At 52.1% G+C, this 3,349-nt stretch carries 3 protein-coding genes; all 3 read left to right on the top strand.

Annotation, left to right across the window (positions count from 1 at the left end; translation table 11 throughout):
- Nucleotides 1–386: 386 nt before the first annotated feature.
- Nucleotides 387–1,610 carry a DapH/DapD/GlmU-related protein gene (locus ACR0P9_RS09535; protein WP_432619567.1) on the top strand — a complete coding sequence of 408 codons (1,224 nt, stop codon included), beginning with the start codon at nucleotides 387–389 and terminating at the stop codon, nucleotides 1,608–1,610.
- Nucleotides 1,611–1,713: 103 nt separating this feature from the next.
- A complete protein-coding gene (locus ACR0P9_RS09540; RefSeq protein ID WP_432619569.1) occupies nucleotides 1,714–2,673 on the top strand; it encodes a ribose-phosphate pyrophosphokinase in 960 nt (319 codons plus the stop codon).
- Nucleotides 2,674–2,739: 66 nt separating this feature from the next.
- Nucleotides 2,740–3,349: TIGR00282 family metallophosphoesterase (locus tag ACR0P9_RS09545; RefSeq protein WP_432619571.1), on the top strand; the 610-nt coding region annotated here is incomplete at its 3' end.

Below are 3,349 nucleotides of genomic sequence, written 5' to 3' on the forward strand. Positions count from 1 at the left end.
AGATAGAGATATACCAACGCGCTGTCGCCGTCATAGCAGGTCAGAAGCGTGTCAACGACATCGGCGCGTAAGACACAAAAGTCCCCGCCAGCGGGGATCAGAGATGAGAGAGACATAATTTCCTCCGAAGAAAAATCCTGCGCAACTTTCACAAATGTGCTGTATTGTGGGAAAAATGTGCAGTTCTGGTTCGGCAACAAGTGCCAAATCGCGGTATCTCTATTATATCGTGACAAATGTAATAGTGCAAGGGGAAAGAATTCTGCGAAATTTTGTATATTTTATGATGTTTTTTTTTCAAGAACATAGTATAATAAGATTAAGTATTTTCGTGGGGACTGTCTGCCCTTTTTGACGGTCCCGATTGAAGAAAGGATAGCCTATTCATGTCTTGTGAGAAATTGAATACAATTTTGCTCGGCGGCAGACGGGGCAGGGATGGAAAATACCCTGCACAGAGAGAAATTCTCTTTTCCCCGGTCGGACGAATGGTAGCAGACGCACTGCCTGATATGTGCGAGCTGGTCTATGTTCGTCAGGAGAGCGAGGCCGAGCTGGAAGGCGTTCCGTCCATTGTATGCCCGGATGACGCAGACTTTACCGAAATGCTGTGCGCAGCTGCGGAAAAGCTCGACGGAGATGTTATGATTCTGTCCACGCCGATGCCGGAAGTGGAACAGGAAGAGTACGAGCGCGTTATTCGTATGCACCGACAGTCTAAGAATGCAGTCAGCATGTTGACGTGCGGCGCAATGGCGGACACATGGCACTGTGCCGTGTTCCAGAAGCCGGTGCTCAAGGAAATTTTGGACAGCCATCCGATGTCTCTGACCGAATCCATCCGTATTGCCGAGAGCATCAGTGCAAAGACGGAATCCTGCCGCACGGAAGCACATGTCGCTGTGTATACAGCCTATGATGCGTACTGTGCACAGAAGATTATTCAGCGCCGCATCAATGCTGCTCTGATGGACAAGGGCATTAACATGCTTGATCCGGAATACACCTATGTTTCCCCGTATACAAAGATCGGTTACGGCACGACGATTCTGCCGGGTTCCATGATTAAGCCGGGAAGCTGGGTTGGCTGCGGATGCACCATTGGCCCGAACACCATTCTCGACTGCGCATCTATTGGCGATGAGACCAGTGTCAACTCGTCTCAGGTCTACGAGAGCAAGGTCGGTGCTCATGCAACGGTCGGCCCGTTCGCATATATCCGTCCGGGCTGCGAGGTCGGTGACCACACCCGTATCGGCGACTTTGTTGAGCTGAAGAAGGCACACATCGGAAACGGCACCAAGGTTTCCCATCTGACCTATATCGGCGATGCCGAAGTCGGCGAGCGCGTCAACTTTGGCTGCGGTACGGTTGTTGTCAACTATGACGGCTATGTCAAGAGCAAGACGGTAATCGGCGACGACTGCTTTATCGGCTGCAACACCAATCTGGTGGCACCGGTTGAGCTGGGCGATCGCGTTCTGACTGCCGCAGGCACAACGGTAACCAAGAATGTGCCGGATGGTGCAATGGCTGTTGCTCGTGCACGACAGGAGAATAAGGAAGGCTGGAATGACCGCCGCCGCCGGATGCACGGACAGAAAGATTAAAAAATAAAAAGTATAGATACTTGGTTCGATTGAGTTCAGAAGCTGGAACCGAAGCGCGGGGCGTTTTCGGTAAATTTTTCAGGATGCAGGAGGATAATCCATCATGATATCTCACGGAAAAAACATTAAGATTCTTGCGGGCAATTCGCATCCCGCACTGGCTATGCAGATTGCATCTGCACTGGGACTGCCGCTGGCAAAGTGCACCGTTGGTCACTTCGCAGACGGCGAGGTTTCTGTTTCCATCTCGGAGACGGTTCGCGGTTCGGATGTATTCCTCATCCAGTCTACCTGCAATCCGGTCAACGACAACCTGATGGAATTGCTCGTTATGATTGATGCATGTAAACGTGCATCCGCAGGCCGTATCACCGCCGTTATCCCGTATTTCGGCTATGCACGTCAGGACAGAAAGTCCAAGGCTCGTGATCCGATCTCTGCAAAGCTGGTCGCTGACATCATCACCGCTGCCGGTGCTGACCGTGTGCTGACGATGGATCTGCACGCACAGCAGCTGCAGGGCTTCTTCGATATTCCGGTGGACAACCTGATGGGCGCTTCCGTCCTGATTCCGTACATTGCCGGTAAGTTTGGCCGCGGCCGTGACGACGTTATGATTATCTCTCCGGATCTCGGCTCCGTAACTCGCTGCCGCAAGTTCTGCGAGAAGCTGGATTATCGTCTGGCGATTATCGACAAGCGTCGTCCGCGTGCGAACGTTTCCGAGGTTATGAACATCATCGGTGATGTTAAGGGCAAGACCTGCATCCTGAGCGATGACCTGATTGATACCGCTGGCACCCTGTGCCATGCAGCAGAAGCGCTGATTAACATCGGCGGGGCAAAGGAAGTATATGCTTGTGCATCGCACGGCGTTCTGTCCGGTCCGGCTATCCAGCGTCTGGAAGAAAGCCCGATCAAGAAGCTGACTCTGCTCGACACCATTCCGCTGCCGGCAGAAAAGCGCAGCGATAAGATTGAGCTGCTGCAGGTTGCTCCGGTATTTACAGAGGCAATTGCCCGTATTTACGAGGAATCTTCTGTTTCCCCGCTGTTTGACTAAGTAGGAATTGAAAATGGGCGGCATAGAGAGATTCTGTGCCGCCTTTTTGTTTAGAGGGAGAAAATTATGAAAATATTGACGGTGGGAGATGTGGTATCTCAGCCGGGTCTGGAAACCGTAGAGCGGCTGCTGCGTCGGGTCAAAAAACAGGTCGGCGCAGACTTCACGATTGTCAATGGAGAAAATGCCAGCGGCGTTGGCATCACGCCGAAGCAGGCAGATGCGATTTTCGATGCCGGTGCCGATGTGATTACGCTGGGAAATCACACGTATCGCAAACAGAATATCGTCAGTTATTTAGAGGATAATCGGTATATCATTCGTCCCGCCAATCTTGCACCGCAGTCTCCGGGAGAAGGCTTTGGCATTTATGAGAGCAGCAGCGGCTGGCGGGTGTTGGTGTTTGAATTGATTGGCCGCTGTGATATGCAGTATGGTCCGGATAACCCGTTTTTGCGCGCAGACCGCATTTTGCGGGAGCAGGAAGGACGATATGACATCGCTGTGTGTGAAATGCACGCTTCCGCAACATCAGAAAAGCTCGCGATGGGCTTTTATCTGGATGGCCGCGTTTCTGCTGTCTATGGCACGCATACGCATGTGCCGACAGCCGATGCGCGAGTCAATCCGAAGGGAACCGGATATATTACCGATCTCGGCATGACGGGACCAAAAT

It is taken from the genome of Butyricicoccus sp. (genome assembly GCF_050872565.1).
Classification (GTDB): domain Bacteria; phylum Bacillota; class Clostridia; order Oscillospirales; family Butyricicoccaceae; genus Butyricicoccus_A.

What these genes read in the sequence shown, in the direction of transcription:
- ACR0P9_RS09535 (WP_432619567.1), top strand. Translation starts at nt 387, where the DNA reads ATGTCTTGTGAGAAATTGAATACAATTTTGCTCGGCGGCAGACGGGGC.
- ACR0P9_RS09540 (WP_432619569.1), top strand. Translation starts at nt 1,714, where the DNA reads ATGATATCTCACGGAAAAAACATTAAGATTCTTGCGGGCAATTCGCAT.